Genomic DNA, 17630 nt, shown 5'->3' with positions numbered 1-17630 from the left:
CAGTATACCGCAAATAAAGGGAAATTACAACTGATCTTCCAGCCGGGGACACCCGCCGGGCTTGAAAGGAAAGCGCAGATAGGGCCTTCCCTCCAGCTCCTCCAGCCGGGCAAAGCAGAACAGAGGCGTCAGCGGGAAGGGCCGGTCGGGCCGGTAGGGGTAGGCCAGGGAGAATCCCTCCGCCTCCCGCCGCAGCAGGGCAGGCCCTCCGGCAGCCTGGGCCAGCAGAGGCTCCCCCAGCAACTGGCCGGGTGCGTTCTCCCGCATCCATCCCCGGGGCGGCGGTTGCTCTCTTCCGAAGGAGAAGGCCAGCACCGCCTGCCCCCCTTCCGGCGGCCAGGCCCCCTGCCGTTTCAGTTCATCCACAGACAGAGTGCGCTCCAATCCAAGTCCATTCCCCTGGGGCACAAAGGTGCCCAGCAGAGCCATCCCGCCGGAGCCGGTGAGCCAGCACTTGTACAGTCCCTTGCCGTCGTTGGGCAGCTGAGCCGTACACTTGACCCGTCCCTTCTCCTCCCGGACGGCAAGCCAGCCCCGTCCCTCCGCCAGCGGAAACCGCCCCTCCATATGCTCTCCCCCCTTTCTGCCATTGTATGCGCCGCCGTTGGGAAGCAGAAGAAAAGGGCGGCGCATAAGCGCCGCCCTTACAGAGCCGTTTCAGGTGTGGAACCGGCGGCGTACCTCCTCCCGGAAGGCCGGGATATGCCGGATGACCACCAGAGGAATGACGGTACACACGCAGATGGTGAGCACCACCAGGGACCAGGACAGGTCCACCTTACCGGTGAGCCATCGGTCGATGAAAAACTCTACCCCCACCAGGAACACGCCCAGACTGCCGATGATAATGGCGGCGGCGCTGATCACCGAGCGGCGGTACACCCGCAGCATCAGGGCCAGCAGCAGCCACAGAGCTCCGCCCCACAGGATAATGGGTACCGCCAGTCCGATGTACCAATTCCAGCCGTTGAGCTCCACCGACATGAGGTAGACGTACAGGACCACCGCCGCCACGTTGATGACGCTGCGCAGCAGCAGCGGGATTTTCCGGAACAGCAGGGGGAGCACGATCCACAGCCACAGCATGATGGTGGCTCCGATGACATAGAGGGACCAGGCCCGTCCCGGCTTGAGAAAGAGGTTCAGCAGACCGCAGCCCACTGCCACACAGGCCAGCATGGCGGTGATCACCGCCGCCACAGCCCCCTTGGGGATGGGGGGCACCTCTCCCCGCTCGGTGGGAAAGGGCTTGGGAGACTCGGTGTCGACCGGCCGTCCCGGGTCCATCACCTTGGTATGGCACAGGGGGCAAAATGCGGCGGTGGCATCCAGCTCCACTCCGCAGTGAACACAATATGACATTGCAGCGTTCCCTCCTTACTGGGCGCGGTTGCTCTCCACTTTTACGTGGATGCCGTCCCGCACCAGAAAGCGGAAAAACTCCCGCTCGGTATCCGATTCCTTCTGGGTCCCGGCAAAGGTGATCTCCATCAAATCCCCATAGCTGATGGAGGCGCAGTGGACCCGGGGCATGGTGGCCTGGCCCAGGATGACCTCCATCCGCTGGATATGGGGGCGCATCTCCTCCGGCACCTGGAAGGGGCCTGGATTGGTATAGGTTCCGGAGAAGGGCCGCACGCCCGCCATCCAGTAGCCGAAGGCCACCAGGGGGTTTTTCAAAACCACCGGAAAAACCTGAATCAGCTTGTTGCGGGCAAATTTCACGTTGCCCGCCAGCTCCGCCTGCATCTGCTGCCGGTTGATGTTCAGGCGCAGATAGTGGTGGACCTGACTGATGATCTCGTCAAAGGTGTACTCCCCCAGACTTGGGTCGATGCTGGGCCGCACCGTAAGAATGAAATTGCGCAGGCTCTCGCTGGGGAACCAGGAGCGCAGATTGATGGGGATGGCCAGGGCCACCGGCAGTTCCTTCTTGGGCCGCTCCCGGTGCTGCTTGTCGATCAGTACCTTCAGCAGCACCGCCGTCAGATATTCGGTGATGGAGGCCCCGTGCTCCTTGGCCCTCTCCTTCAGCTGCAGCACCGAGCAGAAGCCCATAGTCACATTCAGCGTATAGAAGGGCTCCGCCGTACCCTTGTTCTGATAGGCCTTCTTCAAAGTTGTAAAGCGCCGTGCCTTGACCGTCGCATACCGGGCGTAGGCGTCCTCCAGCTCTCCCGGCTTGGGGGGCTGGTCCACATCCAGCACACCGCAGGTATTGGGAATCTGGTAGCCCAGCTCCCGCAGGTAGACCGCCAGCAGGGTACGCAGCAGATAGACCGCGCCGCCGCCGTCGCTGATGGCGTGGAAGACCTCCATGGAGATCCGCCGGTCATAGTAATAAAAGCGCACAAGCCAGCCGTCGTCCTGATCGAAGCGCACCGGCTGGCAGGGGTTGGCGATGTCCTTCTTCACAAAGGGACCAGGGGCATCGTTGAACTCCGAATAGTACCAGAACAAGCCCTGCTTGATGCGCACCCGGAAGCCCGGGAACCGGGGCATGGTTTTGTCCACCGCCCGCTGGAGGGCCTCCGGGTCCACCGGCTGGTCCATCACGGCGGAAAAGCGATATACCGCCGAGTAGTTTTCCTTCTGGATGGCGGCATACACCACGGCTGCATTGTCCAGACGGTACCATTCCTTATGTTTCTTCTCCCGTTTCTGGGCCATGGCGCTCCCCCCTTTCCTGTAAAAAAGGATACCACATTCCGCTGTCGCCCACAAGAGAAAGAGGGAATCCGCAACTCTGCTTTTCTTTTTCTCCTGGCTATGCTATAATGGGGCCAATATACCTCAAAAAAGGAGTGGCCCCATGAAACATCACAGCAGACGAGAGGAACTGGCCGGACAGCGGGCGGAAAAACAGCGCCTGGCCCCCTTTATGCGGGCACTGAAGGCCATCCACAGCGCCGCCACTCCCGAGGTCATGAACGTGGAGGACCTGGAGAAGCAGCGGAAGAATCAGGAGCTGCTGGGGCGGCTGGTGGCCCCCATGAGCGGTATGAGCTGGGAGACCTTCTCTCTGGACGGGATGGACTGCGCCTGGATTCGGCCTCAGCGTGGGTACGACCACCGGAAGGCCATCCTCTACTGCCACGGCGGCGGCTACACCAGCGGCACCCTGGGCTACTCCCGCATCCTGGGGTCCAAGCTGGCCATGGTCACCGGACTGCAGGTCATGAGCTTTGAATATCGCCTGGCCCCTGAGTCCCCCTACCCCGCTGCGGTGGAGGATGCCCTGCGGGCCTGGGATCATTTGATGCATCTGGGCCTGGGCGCCCGGGACGTGGTGGTGGCCGGCGACTCCGCCGGGGGCAATCTGGCCCTGGTGCTCACCCACAAGCTGAAGGAGGCCGGGCGGCTGCTGCCCCGGAACCTGCTTCTCTTCTCCCCTTGGACCGACATGACGGCCAGTGGTCGCTCCTACCAGGAGCGGGAGGCCATCGACCCGGTGCTCACTCTCAACTATATCTACGCCACCCGGGACGCCTACGCTCGGGGACAGGACCTGTCCGATCCCTGCCTGTCCCCTCTCTTTGCCGACCTCACCGGCTTCCCCCCCACCCTGATCCAGGCGGGCACCAACGAGCTGCTGCTCTCCGACTCGGTGCGCCTGCGCAACCGGATGCTCAAGGCCTCGGTGCCCTGCAAGCTGGAGGTGTGGGACAAGATGTGGCATGTCTTCCAGACCTTCCCCATGAAGAAGGCTAACGAGGCCATGGAGCACGTAGCATCCTTCCTCATGGGCACCATGTAAGTTGATATGAAAAAGGCGCTGCCGCTGGCAGCGCCTTTTTTCTGTTCTTTAACCGATCTGTTCCGCAGCCTGAAGCACATGGGCCGCCAGCACCGAGGTGGTCACGGCTCCTACTCCGCCGGGGACCGGGGTCACTGCTCCGGCGATCTCGTCGGCGGCGGTAAAGTCCACGTCGCCCACCAGATTGCCGTCCTGGTCCACATTGATGCCCACGTCCAGCACCAGCTGGCCGGGGGTCAGGTGGTCCCGGCCAATCATGTTGGCCACACCGGCGGCGGCAATGAGCACCTCCGCCCGGCGGCACTCGGCGGGCAGGTCGGCGGTACGGGTGTGGCACACGGTGACAGTGGCGTTCTTCCGCAGCAGCAGCATGGCCAGCGGCCGCCCCACCACCAGGCTGCGGCCCACCACCACCGCCCGCTTGCCGGTGAGGTCGCAGCCGTAGTGCTCTAAAATCTCCATGCAGGCCTGGGCCGTACAGGGCGGATAGCCTGCGCCGCTGCCGGTGAACACCGATGCCAGGGAACCGGCGGTAATACCGTCCACATCCTTGGCCGGGTCCAGGGCAGCACAGATGGCATCCTCGTCCATGTGGGCGGGCAGGGGTCGGAAGAGCAGGCAGCCGTGGATCTCCCGGTCGACATTGATCTGCTGGATGACCTCCATCAGGTCTCCATGGCTGGCTTCCTTTGTTAAGGTAAACTGCTTAACACGGATACCCACCTTCTCACACCGCTTCAGAGCGCCCCGCTCATAGGACAGGTCCTCGGGCCGCTCCCCCACCCTCACAATGGCCAGGGTGGGGACGATGCCCTGTACCTTCAGCTGGTTGGCCTTGACGATCAGCCGCTCCGTCAGGGCCTGGGCCACCGGGGCCCCTTTCCAATGCTCCGCCATCAGGCAAACCTCCCCAATACCGATTCATAAACACGTTCCGCGATCTTCCAGTACCGCTCCACCAGGGTGTCCGCCTCGTCGTTCATGGCCTTGGCATAAGCCCGGTCGGCCATGCTCTTGGTGTTGACCTTCACGTTGAGGGCGGCGCCGTACAGGGCGCTCCAGCAGAAGATCACCCCGGTGCCCACGTCGGAGAGCATCATGACGCTCCCCTTCTCCAGCATCTCACTGTGAAGGTTAATCGCTTCACAGCTCAACCGCAGGATCTCCATGGGAGTAGCGGCGGCATCCCGCAGGCAGGCCTCCATTACCTCCGCCCGGCTGGGGTCGTCCTTGGGAATGGCGTAGGCCTTGGACAGGGGCTCAAAGGCGGCGGCGTCGGCATCCACCAGGGCCAGCAGGCGGGCACGCAGGTCCTCCGCTTTGGCCATCAGATTCTTGACGTCCTCCTCTACCTCGGCGTACTTCTTCTTGCCCACAGTGTAGTTGCCCACCATGGTACACAGGGCGGCACCCAGGGCGCCCACCAGAGCGGAGGCACCGCCGCCGCCGGGGACCGGGGCCTTGGAGGCCAGGGCGTCCAGGAAGCCGCCGCAGGTCTGCTGTGCGGTATGCATTGAGATCACTCCTTATTGAAAGGGGCGGCCACAGACCGCCCCTACCCACGTTGCGCAGGGGCGGCCTGCGGTCGCCCGATTTAAAATTGATGGCTTAGAACAGGCCGGAAATCTTGCCGTTCTCGTCCACGTCCACCTTCTCGGCGGCGGGAACCTTGGGCAGACCAGGCATGGTCATGATATCGCCGGTGAGGGCCACCAGGAAGCCGGCGCCGGCGGACACCTTGATGTTGCGCACCGTGACGGTGAAGCCGTCGGGGGCGCCCAGCAGGTTCTGGTCGTCGGAGAAGGAATACTGGGTCTTGGCCATGCAGATGGGCAGGCCGCCGAAGCCCAGGGCGGTGAGCTCCGCCGCCTGCTTCTTGGCGGCGGGGGTGAGCACCACACCGTCGCCGTGGTACACCTTCTTCACGATGTCGGCCAGCTTGGCCTCGATGGGCTGGTCCAGCTCATAGGCGAAGGAGAAGTGGTTGGGCTCCTCGCACAGGCGGATGACCTCCTTGGCCAGGGCGATGCCGCCCTCGCCGCCCTTGGCCCACACCTCGCTGAGGGCCACATTGACACCCAGGGCCTTGCACTTGTCCTCCACCAGCTTGAGCTCGGCCTCGGTATCGCTGGGGAACCGGTTGATGGCCACCACACAGGGCAGACCGTACACGGTGGTGATGTTCTCCACGTGGCGGAGCAGGTTGGGCAGGCCCTTCTCCAGGGCCTCCAGGTTTTCGTTGTTCAGGTCGGCCTTGGCCACGCCGCCGTGATGCTTCAGAGCGCGGACGGTGGCCACCACCACCACGGCGGAGGGCTTCAGCCCCGCCAGGCGGCACTTGATGTCCAGGAACTTCTCCGCGCCCAGGTCGGCACCGAAGCCGGCCTCAGTGATGGCGTAGTCGCCCATCTTCATGGCCACTCGGGTAGCCATGACGGAGTTGCAGCCGTGGGCGATGTTGGCGAAGGGACCGCCGTGGATGAAGGCGGGGGTGCCCTCCAGGGTCTGGACCAGGTTGGGCTTGATGGCATCCTTCAGCAGGGCGGCCATGGCGCCCTCGGCCTTCAGGTCGTGGGCGGTGATGGGAGCGCCGGCGCGGGAATAGGCCACCACCATGCGGCCCAGGCGGGCCTTCAGGTCGGACAGTCCGGTGGCCAGGCAGAGCACCGCCATGATCTCGGAGGCCACGGTGATATCGAAGCCGTCCTCACGGGGCACGCCCTGCATCCGGCCGCCCAGGCCGCACACGATGTTGCGCAGCTGGCGGTCGTTCATGTCCACACAGCGCTTCCAGGTGATGTGCTTGACGTCGATGTCCAGCGCATTGCCCTGCTGGATGTGGTTGTCCAGCATCGCAGCCAGCAGGTTGTTGGCCGCGCCGATGGCGTGGAAATCGCCGGTGAAATGGAGGTTGATGTCCTCCATGGGCACCACCTGGGCGTAGCCGCCGCCGGCAGCGCCGCCTTTGACGCCGAACACGGGGCCCAGAGAGGGCTCCCGCAGGGCCACCACGGTGTTCTTGCCCAGCCGCCGCATGCCGTCGGCCAGACCCACGGTGGTGGTGGTTTTACCCTCGCCCGCGGGGGTGGGGTTGATGGCGGTGACCAGCACCAGCTTGCCGTCGGGCCTGCCTTCCCGGTCGGCCAGCAGCTTCAGGTCGATCTTGGCCTTGTACTTGCCGTAGTACTCCAGGTAGTCCTCGTCCACCCCGGCCAGGGCGGCGATGTCCCGGATGTGCTTCATTTCACAGGCCTGAGCGATCTCGATATCCGTTTTCATCGTCCTTCACTCCTTCATCCTTCCGCTTAGCAACGAAAACGCGCCGGCTCGGCCATGCTGGCAAACCGGCGTTTTAGTTCATTTCCGCTGTTTCATCTTTTAAAATGTACCATTCTTTCCCTCGCTTGTCAACGGAAATGAAAAAAGCAGACCGACAGGTTTTGTCGGTCTGCTCTGTGTGGCTTTATATCTTTACGATCAAGCGGCCACCACGTTGACAGCGCGCAGCTTGTCAGCGTTCTTGGGATCGGGCTCCACGTCGTAGGTCACCTTCTGACCCTCCTGAAGGGTCTTGAAGCCGTCGCACACGATGGCGGAGAAGTGCACGAACACGTCGTCGCCGCCCTCGTCGTTGGAGATGAAGCCGAAGCCCTTGGTCTCGTTGAACCACTTGACAGTACCGTGATACATAATGATGGTACCTCCTGCAAAAAATTTCGCGCTAAATGACAAGAAAACCCACATTTTAGGACACCGTCTGAAGAAGCGACGATGACTACAAAAATGTGAGTTCAGGCCGTACATTTAGACTACCCGAATACTATAACACCGAACTGTGCTCCCGTCAAGAAAAACATACTGATGCGTAAAAAAACAGAAACCGGCCCCTGTCGCAGGGCCGGTCTGCTCAGACATTTTAGTCTTCGCCCTTCATCAGCAGGTACATGACCGCCTTCTGCGCGTGGAGGCGGTTCTCCGCCTCGTCAAAGATCTCACCGGCGTGGGCCTCAAAGACCTCAGCGGTGATCTCCTCGCCCCGGTGGGCGGGCAGGCAGTGCTGCACCATAGCGCCGGGATTGGCCACGGCCATCAGCTCGTCGTTGATCTGATAGACGCCCTCAAAGACGGCGCGGCGCTTCTGGGCCTCGCCCTCCTGGCCCATGGAGGCCCACACGTCGGTGAACAAGGCGTCGGCACCGGCGGCAGCCTCCTTAGGATCGCGGCACAGGGCGAACTTGTCCCCGTAGGTCTTGGCAAACTCCAGCACCTGAGGATCGGGATCATAGCCCTCGGGGCAGGCTACGGACACCTTCATGCCCACCTTCAGGCCGCCCACGATGAGGGAGTTGGCCATGTTGTTGCCGTCGCCGATGTAGCACATCTTCAGGCCGTCCAGCCGAGACTTGTGCTCCCGGATGGTCATGAGGTCGGCCAGCACCTGGCAGGGGTGGGCAAAGTCAGTGAGGCCGTTGATGACAGGGATGTCGGCGTACTTGGCCAGGGTCTCCACCTCAGCCTGGCCGAAGGTGCGGATCATGATACCGTCGCAGTAGCGGCTGAGCACCCGGGCGGTGTCCTCGATGGGCTCGCCCCGGCCGATCTGGCTCTCCTTGCCGGAGAGGAAGAGGGCGTGGCCGCCCAGCTGGAACATACCGGTCTCAAAGGAGACGCGGGTACGGGTGGAATTCTTCTCAAAGATCATGGCCAGGGTCTTGCCCTCCAGATAGTGGTGGGTCAGGCCATGCTTCTGATTATACTTCATCTGGTCGGCGGTATCCAGGATCTTGATGATGTCCGCGCCGGTCAGATCCAGCAGCTTGAGCAGATCTTTTTTCATTGTATTCACCTCATTGTTGGGTTTCAGTTACAGCAGGGTCTCCTGCATGATGGCAAGGCCCTTGTCGATCTCCTGCATGGAGATAGTCAGCGGGGGCAGCAGACGCAGGGCGGAGCCGGCGGTGAGCACCAGCAGACCGTTCTGGATCAGCCGGGCGGCCAGCACCTTGTTGCTCTCCTCCCCCTTTACCTCCACGCCGATCATCATGCCCAGGCCACGGGTCTCTCCCAGGCTGGACAGGCCCATGTTCTCGATGCGGGTGCGGATGTAGTTGCCCTTTTCGGTCACCTTGGCCAGGGCATCCTCGTCCAGGGTATCCAGCACCACCTGAGCTGCGGCAGCACAGATGGGGTTGCCGCCGAAGGTGGAGGCGTGGGTGCCGGGGCCCAGCACGTCCCGGCAGCGCTCATTGGCCAGCACGCCGCCCATGGGCAGACCGCCGGCGATGCCCTTGGCAAAGGACACCGCATCGGGGATGATGCCGTACTGCTGGAAGGCAAACAGGGTGCCGGTGCGGCCCACGCCGGTCTGCACCTCGTCCACCAGCAGCAGCCAGTCCCGCTCGGCACACAGCACCGCCAGGTCGTGGACGTACTCCGGGTCCATGGGGAGCACGCCGCCTTCGCCCTGCACCAGCTCCAGCATAACGGCACACACGTCGTGGCCCGCCACTTCCTGAATGGAGTCGATGCTGCCCGCCTGGGCATACCGGAAGCCTTCGGTGAAGGGGAAGAAATACTGGTGGAACACATCCTGGCCGGTGGCGTTCAGGGTGGTGATGGTACGGCCGTGGAAGGAGTTCTTCAGGGTGATGATGGTGCCCCGTCCCTTGCCGTACTTATCAAAGGAATATTTCCGGGCCAGCTTGATCATGCCCTCGTTGGCCTCGGCGCCCGAGTTGCCGAAGAAGGCGGCCGCCATGCCGGAGCGCTCACACAGCTTTTGCGCCAGCTTGGCGTAGGGCTGGGAGTAGAACAGGTTGGAGATGTGGCCCAGCTTCATAGCCTGGCCGGTGATGGCTTCCACCCATTTGGGGTTGGCGTAGCCAATGGAGTTGACGCCGATGCCGGAGGAGAAGTCGATGTACTCCTTCCCTGCCAGATCGTACAGGGTAGCCCCCTGGCCGTGGTCGATATCCACGTCGAACCGGCCATAGGTCTGCATCATATACTGGTGGTCCAGTTCCACCAATTCTTTATGGTCCATCATATCACCTCACATCAGCATGGTGCCGATGCCCTCATCGGACAGCAGCTCGATCAGAATGGAATGGGGGATGCGGCCATCCAGGATGATGGCGTTCTCCACGCCGGAGCGCACCGCCTCCACGCAGCACTCTACCTTGGGGATCATGCCCCCCTTGATGACCCCGTCCTGTACCAGACCGGGCACCTGGGACAGCTTGACCACCGGCAGCAGGGTGTTGTCGTTCTTGGGGTCCATCATCAGGCCCCGCACGTCGGTGAGCAGGATCAGTTTCTCCGCCTTCAGGGCGGTAGCCAGCTTGGCGGCGGCGGTGTCGGCGTTGATGTTGTAAGAGTTCTCGCCGTCAATGCCCTGGGCCACGGTGGACACCACCGGGATGTAGCCGTCCTTCAGGGCGTCCTCCACCATCTGAGGCTCCACAGCGGTGATCTCGCCCACCAGGCCGTACTTCTCGTCCAGCTTCTTGGCCTGGAACATCCCGGCGTCCATACCGCACAGGCCCACGGCCTTGCCGCCCATCCGGTTCAGGGTGGCCACCAGGTTCTTGTTCACCTTGCCGCACAGCACCTGCTGGACCACGTCCATGGTCTCCTCATCGGTGTAGCGCAGGCCGTCCACAAACTTGGACTCTTTGCCGATCTTGTTCAGCATCTCGGTGATCTCCGGCCCGCCGCCGTGGACCACCACCACCCGGATGCCCACCAGATGGAGCAGGATGATGTCGGATATGACGGCCTGACGCAGCTCGTCGGAGATCATGGCGTTGCCACCGTATTTCACCACCACGGTTTTGCCGTAGTACTTCTGAATGTAGGGCAGGGCTTCGGCCAGTACCTTGGCCCGGTCCACCTCGCTGAATGACATTGGGAATCCCCCCAGATAAAATCAAAGATATGGTCTGATCAGGTGCGATAGTCGCCGTTGATCTTCACGTAGTCGTAGGTCAGGTCGCAGCCCCAGCAGGTGGCCTCGTGCTCGCCCTCGTGGAGGTCCACGTGGATGATCACCTCGTCCTGGGACAGGATGCTCTTGGCGGAGTCCTCATCGAAGTCCACCCCGGCGCCCTGGTGGCACACCAGGATCTCGCCCACGGCGGAGGAGAACTTCACGTCCACGTACTCGGGACGGAAAGGAGCCTTGGAGTAGCCCATGGCGCACAGCACCCGGCCCCAGTTGGCATCGGAGCCAAACATGGCGGCCTTCACCAGGGAGGAGCCAACCACCGCCTTGGCCAGGCGCTCGGCGCTCTCCTCGCTGCGGGCGTTGGCGACGGTGCAGGTGATGAGCTTGCTGGCGCCCTCGCCATCGGCGGCGATGGAGCGGGCCAGCTGCTCAAAGACGTAGTAGAGGGTCTTGTAGAAGACGGTGTAGTTGTCGTCCTTCCACTCCACCAGCTCGTTGCCCGCCATACCATTGGCCAGCACCACGCACATATCGTTGGTGGAGGTGTCGCCGTCCACCGTCACCCGGTTGAAGGTGCGGGGCACGATCTCGTGGAGGGCATCGGTGAGCATCTCGTGGGTGATGGCGCAGTCGGTGGTAACGAAGCACAGCATGGTGCCCATGTTGGGATGGATCATGCCGGAGCCCTTGGCGATGGCGCCGATGGTCACCGTCTTGCCGCCCACGGAGCAGGTCACCGACAGCTCCTTCTTCACGGTGTCGGTGGTCATGATGGCGTTGGCCGCGGCGTCGGAGCCGTCCTTGGACAGGGCGGCGGCAGCGGCGGGCATACCCTTGGCAATGGCGTCAATGTTCAGCTCCTGGCCAATGACGCCGGTGGAGGCCACCACAAAGTCGGAGGCCTTCAGGCCGGTGGCCTGGGCGGCCAGCTGGCACATGGTCTCGGCGTGCTCGTGGCTGTTGGGGGCGCAGGCGTTGGCGTTGCCCGAGTTGGCCACGATGGCCTGGGCCTCGCCGTTCTCCAGGTGGTCCATGGTGACGTACAGAGGCGCCGCCTTCACCCGATTCATGGTGTACACGGCCGCCGCCACGCAGGGCTGCTCGGACACGATAAGGGCCAGGTCCTTCTTGCCCTCCAGCACCTCTGGCATCTTGCTCATGGGGGGCTGATTGCCGTCCCCCTTACCCTTCTTCACGCCGCAGTGGACGCCGGACGCGGTAAAACCCTTAGGGGCGGTCACGCCGCCGGGGATCTGTTTCATATCGTTCACTCCTCTTTGCTTACAGCGCCAGGCCGCAGGTCATATCAAAGCCCAGCATCAGATTCATGTTCTGCACCGCCGCACCGGAAGCGCCCTTGCCCAGGTTGTCAAACCGGGCGGTAACGATGGACTGGCCCTCGTGACCGCTGACGGTAAGCTCCAGCTTATCGGTGCCCGCCAGAGCGTTGGCTGCCAGATAGGCGGGCTCCTCGGAATAGGGGGCCACCGTCACCAGAGGCTGGCCGGCATAGTAGGCCATCAGAATCAGGCTCAGCTCCTTGGCGGTGGGCTGACCCACCAGGTAGCGGTTGTGGAGGAAGATGGTGGTGGCCATCCCCTTGTAGTAGTCGTCCACCACAGGGGTAAACACCGGCGGGGTATCCAGGCCGGAGATTTTCTGCATTTCGGGCAGGTGCTTGTGCCGGAGGGTGGTTCCGTACACTCTTGGGCTGTAAAGCTCCTTCCCTTTCCCCTCTTCCTCATACTGAGCGATCATCTTCTTGCCGCCGCCGGAGTAGCCAGTGAGGGAGAAGCAGGTCAGAGGGTAATCCTTGGGCAGGATGCGCATGGACACCAGGGGTGCCGCCGCGGACAGGAAACCAGTGGCGTGGCAGCCGGGATTGGCCACAAACCGGGCCTTTCCAATCACCTCCCGGGGATTTTTGTACAGCTCCGGGAAGCCGTACACCCAGCCGGGAGCGGTGCGGTGGGCGGTGGATGCGTCGATGACCCGGGTGCGGGAGTTCTCGATGAGGCTAACCGCCTCCACCGCCGCCGCATCGGGCAGACAGAGGAACACCAGGTCCGCCTCGTTGATGAGGCGCTTTCTCTCTGTCAAGTCTTTTCGCTTGTCAGCATCAATCACCAACAATTCGATGTCGTCCCGGTCCGCCAGCCGCTGATGGATCTGGAGACCGGTGGTGCCCTCCTGGCCGTCGATAAATACCTTGGGCTTACTCATGCACTCTCTCCTCCACAAAGGCCTTGATGTTGGAGATCTGCTGCTCCACGGCCTCCTTGGCGGGGCCGCCGTAGACCTTTCGGCCGTTGACGCAGGTCTTGAGCTCCAGGGCCTGGTACACGTCGGCTTCAAACAGGTTGGAGATGGAGCGGAAGTCCTTCAGGGGCAGAGTGTCCAGCGTCTCGCCGGCCTTGATGCACAGGTTGACCAGCCGACCCACGATCATGTAGGCCTCCCGGAAGGGCATGCCCTTCTTGGTCAGGTAGTCGGCGCAGTCGGTGGCGTTGATGAAGCCGCCGGAGGCCGCCTTTCTCATGTTCTTGGGCAGAACGGTGAGGGTATCCAGCATGGAGGTAAAGACAGGCAGGCACATCTCCACGGTGTCGATGGCGTCAAACACCGGCTCCTTGTCCTCCTGCATGTCCTTATTGTAAGCCAGGGGCAGGCCCTTCATGACAGTAAGCAGGGTGATGAGGGAGCCGTACACACGGCCGGTCTTGCCCCGGACCAGCTCGGCCACGTCGGGGTTCTTCTTCTGGGGCATGATGGAGGAGCCGGTGGAGTAGGCGTCATCCAGCTCCACATATTTGAACTCCCAGGAGCACCACAGAATAATCTCCTCGGAGAACCGGGACAGGTGCATCATCATGATGGAGCAGGCGGACAGGAACTCAATGGCAAAATCCCGGTCGGACACGGAATCCATGGAGTTGTCGGTAGGCTTTTTGAAGCCCAGAGCGGCAGCGGTCTGGAACCGGTCCACGGGGTAGGTGGAGGTGGCCAGGGCGCCGGCGCCCAGGGGGCACTCGTCCATCCGCTCCAGGCAGTCCTCCAGCCGGGTCACGTCCCGGCGGAGCATATTGGCGTAGGCCATCATGTAGTGGGCGAAGGTGGTGGGCTGGGCACGCTGCAGGTGAGTGTAGCCCGGCATGACGGTCTCCAGGTTGGCCTCCGCCTTTTTGATGAGAACCTTCTCCAGGTCCAGCACCATGTTGATGATCTTGGGGATCTCCTGCTTGACATACAGCCGGAAGTCCACCGCCACCTGGTCGTTACGGGACCGGCCGGTGTGGAGCCGCTTGCCGGTGTCCCCGATGCGCTGGGTGAGCATGGTCTCGATGTTCATGTGGATGTCCTCGTTCTCCAGCGAGAACTCCACCTGCCCGGCGTCGATGTCCGCCAGGATGACCTTCAGGCCCTCGATGATCTTTTCCGCCTCGTGCTCCTCGATGATGCCCTGCTTGCCCAGCATGGTGGCGTGGGCAATGGAGCCGGCGATATCCTCTTTGTACATCCGGGCGTCAAAGGCGATGGAAGAGTTAAAATCGTTGACCAGTGTATCGGTCTCTTTCTGGAACCGTCCGGCCCATAATTTCATAATTGATCGCTCCCTATCTGGATTGCGGGCGACCACAGGTCGCCCCTACGGAATGGTAGGAACGGCCTGCGGCCGCCCGCAGAAAATGTCGAATTACTTATTCAGCTTACCCTGGTCCCGCAGCGCCAGCACGGTGTCAGGCAGGCCCCACAGGTTGATGAAGCCGGTGGCGTCGTTCTGGTTGTAGTCGCTCTCCTGGAAGGTGACGATGTCCTCGGAGTAGAGGGTCTCGGGAGAGGTGACGCCGGAGGTGATGATGTTGCCCTTGTACAGCTTCAGCTTCACCTGGCCGGTGACGTGCTTCTGGGTCTCGGTGGCAAAGGCGGACAGAGCCTCCCGCAGGGGGGTGAACCACTTGCCGTTGTACACCAGGTCGGCGAAGTCCACCGCCAGCTTGCTCTTCATGTGGGCGGTATCCTTGTCGATGGTGATCATCTCCAGCACCTCGTGGGCCCGGTACAGGATAGCGCCGCCGGGGGTCTCGTACACGCCGCGGTCCTTCATGCCGGTCATCCGGTTCTCCACGATGTCCAGCAGGCCGATGCCGTTCTCGCCGCCCAGCTTGTTCAGTTTGCGGATGATGTCGGAGGCCTTCATCTTCTCGCCGTCCACAGCCACGGGCCAGCCCTTCTCAAAGTCGATGGTCACATAGGTGGGGGCGTCGGGAGCCATAGCGGGAGACACGCCCATCTCCAGGAAGCCGGGCTTGTCGTACTGAGGCTCGCTGGCGGGATCCTCCAGATCCAGGCCCTCGTGGGACAGGTGCCACAGGTTCTTATCCTTGGAGTAGCTGGTCTCACGGTTGATCTTCAGAGGCACGTTGTGGGCCTCGGCGTAGTCGATCTCCTCGTTCCGGCTCTTGATGTCCCACTCACGCCAGGGGGCGATGATCTTCATCTCAGGAGCGAAGCGCTTGATGGCCAGCTCGAAGCGGATCTGGTCGTTGCCCTTGCCGGTGCAGCCGTGGGCAATGGCGTCGGCCCCTTCCTTCTTGGCGATGTCCACCAGGCCCTTGGCAATGACGGGACGGGCAAAGGCGGTGCCCAGCAGATAGTCCTCATACTTGGCGCCCATCTGCATGGAGGGGATGATGACGTCGTCCACCATCTCGTCCACCAGGTCCATGACGTACAGCTTGGAGGCGCCGGTCTTGATGGCCTTCTCCTCCAGACCCTCCAGCTCGTCGTTCTGTCCCACGTCGCCGGCCACAGCGATGATCTCGGGGTTGTTGTAGTTCTCCTTCAGCCAGGGGATGATGATGGATGTATCCAGACCGCCGGAATAGGCGAGTACCACTTTTTTAATGTCAGCCATGGTAAAAACCTCCGTTTGTTTTTGTTGGAGCTAGTGTACCACAGCCTGCTGGAAAATGCAAGGGTAATATCGCATAATTATGCGTATTTTTCGCCGGCTCCTCCGGCGTAATTTTGGGTATTCTGTATAATATGCATTTTACTATGAATATTCATCTCATTTCATGCGGTACAGCTGGCCGGAATAGGGCGGCAGGCACACCGTCAGAATGCCCCCGGCAGGCTGCGGGCACTCCTCTTCCGGGGTACGTCCGCCGAAGCGCTGCCAGTCGGTGTGGAGGAGCAGCTCCACACCCTCTGTGGCGGGCAGCTCGTATTGCCGGGCCTGGTCGCTGAGATTGAGGAGGGCCACCAGCCGCTCCCCGCCTCCCTGCCGCTGGATGACGTAGACGCAGGCCTCCTCCCGGCGGCAGTCCAGCCAGGCAAAGCCCTCCGGCCGGTAGTCCCACTGGGACAGGGCGGGATGATTGAGATAGATGTGATTCAGCTCTGCCATGTAGTGATAAAAGGCGTCGTGGATGGGAAAGTCCCGCAGCAACCAGTCCTGCTCCCGCTTCTCGTCCCACTCCCGGAAGTGGCCGATCTCATTGCCCATGAAGTTGAGCTTTTTGCCCGGGTGGACCATCATATAGAGGTAGAGACTGCGGGCCTGGGGGAACTTCCCGTCGTAGTCCCCGTGCATCTTCTGCAAAATGGTGGCCTTGCCGTGGACCACCTCATCGTGGGACAGGGGCAGCAGGTAGCGCTCCTGGTGGAAGTAGTGCATGGAGAAGGTGAGCTGATGATACCGCTGGGGCCGCTCCTCCGGGGGTGTCTGGAAGTAGGACAGGGTGTCGTGCATCCAACCCATGTCCCACTTGTAGTCAAAGCCCAGTCCCCCCTGCTCCGCCGGGGCTGTGACCTTGGGGAAGTTGGTGGAATCCTCTGCCGCCAGGATGCAGCCGGGGCACAGGCTCTTGAGCCCCCGGTTCATGGTGCGCAGGAAGGCCGCGCCGTCCCCGTTGACTCCCCGTGCCTCATCCCCCTGCCAGTAGAGGATGCGGCTGATGGCGTCCATCCGCAGACCGTCGAAGTGGAACACCTCCAGCCAGTACCGGGCGCAGGACTGGAGGAAGGAGCGCACCTCCCCCCGAGAGTGCATGAAGTTGTGGCTCCCCCACTCGCTGACCTCCACGTCCCGATGGGGGTACTCGTAGAGGGCGGTGCCGTCGTATCGGGCCAGGCCGTAGTCGTCTACGGCAAAGTGGGCGGGCACGAAGTCCAGAATCACCCCGATCCCCGCCTGGTGGAGCCGGTCAATGAGCATCATCAATTCCTTGGCCGTGCCGTACCGGCTGGTGGGGGCGTAAAAGCCGGTGATCTGGTAGCCCCAGCTCTCATCGCAGGGGTGCTCGCTGAGGGGGAGAAACTCCACATAGTTGTAGCCGCTCTCCTTTATATAGGTAATGAGCGGTTGGGCCAGCTCGTCATAGCGGTACCAGCCGCCATCCGGCTTTCGCCGCCAGGAGCCCAGGTGGAGCTCATAGATGTTCAGCGGCTCCTCCCTACGGTCGCTCCGTCCCGCCATCCAGGCCTCGTCCTGGAAGGTGTGCTCCCCCAGGTCCCGCACCACCGAGCAGTGGCCGGGCCGCAGTTCCATGCCGAAGCCGTAGGGGTCGCAGTGGTCGGTATAGCCCCCGTCCCGGCGGTAGATCCGGTACTGGTAGCAGTCCCCCGGCTTGACGCCGTCGGTCCGTATCTCGTAAAAATTGCCGTCGTGGATCCGCTCCATGGGCAGCTCCCGGCCCCCGTGAAGGAGCACCACCCCCGCCGCTCCCGGCGCGAAGGTGCGGAAGACCCACGCTTCCCCCTCTCGATGGGCCCCCAGCCAGGTGTATGCGTCAAAGCACTGCCCGGTATAAAATGCGTAGTAGTCCATAGCTTGGCTCCTTTTCTCTCTGATGCTTCGGCCAACATTACTTAACACTGTAATTTTATCATTTTTTTGTGGCTTAATCCAGTGCGCCGGTCAAA

General features: G+C 62.3%; 16 protein-coding genes. 1 reads left to right on the top strand and 15 read right to left on the bottom strand.

Going from position 1 to position 17630, the window contains the following annotated elements:
• Positions 1–24 precede the first annotated feature (24 nt).
• The 3 genes from J9789_RS04605 to J9789_RS04595 all read right to left on the bottom strand — a co-directional run bounded on the left by J9789_RS04605 (position 25) and on the right by J9789_RS04595 (position 2670).
• Positions 25–567 carry a hypothetical protein gene (locus J9789_RS04605; RefSeq protein WP_209342861.1) on the bottom strand — a complete coding sequence of 181 codons (543 nt, stop codon included), beginning with the start codon at positions 565–567 and terminating at the stop codon, positions 25–27.
• 90 nt (positions 568–657) lie between these two features.
• Positions 658–1362 (bottom strand): DUF6320 domain-containing protein, encoded by a 705-nt coding sequence (locus J9789_RS04600; protein ID WP_209342859.1) that lies wholly within the window; start codon positions 1360–1362, stop codon positions 658–660.
• Positions 1363–1377: 15 nt separating this feature from the next.
• Positions 1378–2670 (bottom strand): hypothetical protein, encoded by a 1293-nt coding sequence (locus tag J9789_RS04595; protein ID WP_209342857.1) that lies wholly within the window; start codon positions 2668–2670, stop codon positions 1378–1380.
• Between the two features lie 142 nt (positions 2671–2812).
• Between J9789_RS04595 and J9789_RS04590 the strand changes: the two genes are divergently transcribed.
• Positions 2813–3757 carry an alpha/beta hydrolase gene (locus tag J9789_RS04590; RefSeq protein ID WP_209342855.1) on the top strand — a complete coding sequence of 315 codons (945 nt, stop codon included), beginning with the start codon at positions 2813–2815 and terminating at the stop codon, positions 3755–3757.
• 48 nt (positions 3758–3805) lie between these two features.
• Here the strand turns inward: J9789_RS04590 and J9789_RS04585 are convergent, their stop codons facing one another.
• From J9789_RS04585 to glgB, 12 genes are all read right to left on the bottom strand, one after another.
• Positions 3806–4654: a bifunctional 5,10-methylenetetrahydrofolate dehydrogenase/5,10-methenyltetrahydrofolate cyclohydrolase gene (locus tag J9789_RS04585; RefSeq protein ID WP_209342847.1), complete on the bottom strand. Its 849-nt coding sequence runs from the start codon at positions 4652–4654 to the stop codon at positions 3806–3808.
• Positions 4654–5271: a cyclodeaminase/cyclohydrolase family protein gene (locus J9789_RS04580; RefSeq protein WP_209342834.1), complete on the bottom strand. Its 618-nt coding sequence runs from the start codon at positions 5269–5271 to the stop codon at positions 4654–4656. The genes J9789_RS04585 and J9789_RS04580 overlap by 1 nt, the downstream gene beginning before the upstream one ends.
• A 94-nt stretch (positions 5272–5365) precedes the next feature.
• A complete protein-coding gene (locus J9789_RS04575; protein ID WP_209342832.1) occupies positions 5366–7036 on the bottom strand; it encodes a formate--tetrahydrofolate ligase in 1671 nt (556 codons plus the stop codon).
• A 198-nt stretch (positions 7037–7234) separates the two neighbouring features.
• The gene (locus J9789_RS04570; RefSeq protein WP_009259878.1) at positions 7235–7447 is read right to left on the bottom strand and encodes a cold-shock protein; all 213 of its coding nucleotides are present in this window, start codon (positions 7445–7447) and stop codon (positions 7235–7237) included.
• A gap of 226 nt (positions 7448–7673) precedes the next feature.
• Complete coding sequence (argF, locus tag J9789_RS04565) at positions 7674–8594, bottom strand: ornithine carbamoyltransferase (protein ID WP_209342830.1); 921 nt, start codon at positions 8592–8594, stop codon at positions 7674–7676.
• Between the two features lie 27 nt (positions 8595–8621).
• The gene (locus J9789_RS04560; RefSeq protein WP_209343722.1) at positions 8622–9800 is read right to left on the bottom strand and encodes an aspartate aminotransferase family protein; all 1179 of its coding nucleotides are present in this window, start codon (positions 9798–9800) and stop codon (positions 8622–8624) included.
• Positions 9801–9809: 9 nt separating this feature from the next.
• The gene (gene argB, locus J9789_RS04555; RefSeq protein ID WP_209342828.1) at positions 9810–10664 is read right to left on the bottom strand and encodes an acetylglutamate kinase; all 855 of its coding nucleotides are present in this window, start codon (positions 10662–10664) and stop codon (positions 9810–9812) included.
• A 38-nt stretch (positions 10665–10702) separates the two neighbouring features.
• Complete coding sequence (gene argJ, locus J9789_RS04550) at positions 10703–11965, bottom strand: bifunctional glutamate N-acetyltransferase/amino-acid acetyltransferase ArgJ (RefSeq protein WP_209342826.1); 1263 nt, start codon at positions 11963–11965, stop codon at positions 10703–10705.
• A gap of 19 nt (positions 11966–11984) precedes the next feature.
• On the bottom strand, positions 11985–12926 hold the full coding sequence (gene argC / locus J9789_RS04545) for an N-acetyl-gamma-glutamyl-phosphate reductase (RefSeq protein WP_209342823.1): 942 nt from the start codon (positions 12924–12926) through the stop codon (positions 11985–11987).
• A complete protein-coding gene (gene argH, locus J9789_RS04540) occupies positions 12919–14304 on the bottom strand; it encodes an argininosuccinate lyase (protein ID WP_209342822.1) in 1386 nt (461 codons plus the stop codon). The genes argC and argH overlap by 8 nt, the downstream gene beginning before the upstream one ends.
• Before the next feature lie 93 nt (positions 14305–14397).
• Positions 14398–15618, bottom strand: coding sequence for an argininosuccinate synthase (locus J9789_RS04535; protein ID WP_209342820.1), 1221 nt, complete (start codon positions 15616–15618; stop codon positions 14398–14400).
• 156 nt (positions 15619–15774) lie between these two features.
• Positions 15775–17535, bottom strand: coding sequence for a 1,4-alpha-glucan branching protein GlgB (glgB, locus tag J9789_RS04530; protein WP_209342819.1), 1761 nt, complete (start codon positions 17533–17535; stop codon positions 15775–15777).
• Positions 17536–17630: the final 95 nt, after the last annotated feature.

Origin of the sequence: Flavonifractor sp. AGMB03687, assembly GCF_017811815.1 — a bacterium.
Lineage (GTDB): Bacteria > Bacillota > Clostridia > Oscillospirales > Oscillospiraceae > Flavonifractor.
The sequence above is the reverse complement of the archived record's forward strand: the minus strand, read 5'-3'. Positions and strand labels throughout refer to the sequence as shown.